Source organism: Protofrankia sp. CiP1_Cm_nod1 (assembly GCF_920888515.1).
Taxonomy (GTDB): Bacteria; Actinomycetota; Actinomycetes; order Frankiales; family Frankiaceae; genus Protofrankia.
Genome location: NZ_CAKKTM010000336.1, coordinates 13,230 through 13,913, shown reverse-complemented (window position 1 = coordinate 13,913; position 684 = coordinate 13,230). Strand labels below are relative to the sequence as shown.

1 protein-coding gene is annotated in these 684 nt (G+C 76.2%); it reads left to right on the top strand.

Going from position 1 to position 684, the window contains the following annotated elements; translation table 11 throughout:
* Positions 1-147: 147 nt before the first annotated feature.
* The coding region (locus tag NBX02_RS15260; RefSeq protein ID WP_250291892.1) for a reverse transcriptase-like protein at positions 148-684 on the top strand (537 nt) is incomplete at its 3' end.

Sequence of the window (684 nt, the reverse complement as noted above, 5' to 3'; positions counted from 1 at the left end):
GGGCGGAGCCGGCCGTGCGCACGAAGCCGGCTTCGTGGACGGGGCCGGCTTCGTGGACGGGCGCGGCCTCGTGGACGGGGGCGCTCCGGCGGACGGGACCGGGCCGGTGAGCCGGCAGGCGGGCTGGCAGGCGGATAGGAGCCGATCATGAGTGACCGTCCGGCACGCCGGCTCGTCGTCGAGGCAGACGGCGGGTCGCGGGGCAATCCGGGCCCGGCGGGCTACGGGGCGCTCGTCCGCGACGCCGGCACCGGCGCCGTCCTGGCCGAGCGGGCGGGCGCGATCGGCCGGGCCACCAACAACGTCGCCGAGTACCAGGGCCTGATCGCCGGGCTGCGCGCCGCGGCCGACCTCGCCCCGGACGCCGACGTCGAGGTCCGGATGGACTCCAAGCTCGTCGTCGAGCAGATGAGCGGACGCTGGAAGATCAAACATCCGGCCATGCGTCCGCTGGCGACACAGGCCGCCGAGGTCGCGCGGGAGTTCCCCCGGGTCCGCTACACCTGGATTCCGCGGGAGCGCAACAGCCACGCCGACCGGCTGGCGAACGAGGCCATGGACGCCGCCGCGCAGGGCCGCACCTGGGAACCACCCGAGCCCCAGTCGCCGGAGCCCGTCCCGCACACGGCACCGACCACCCACCGGCTGTCGGGCTGGATGGCCCCGCCCGCTCCTCCCACCACC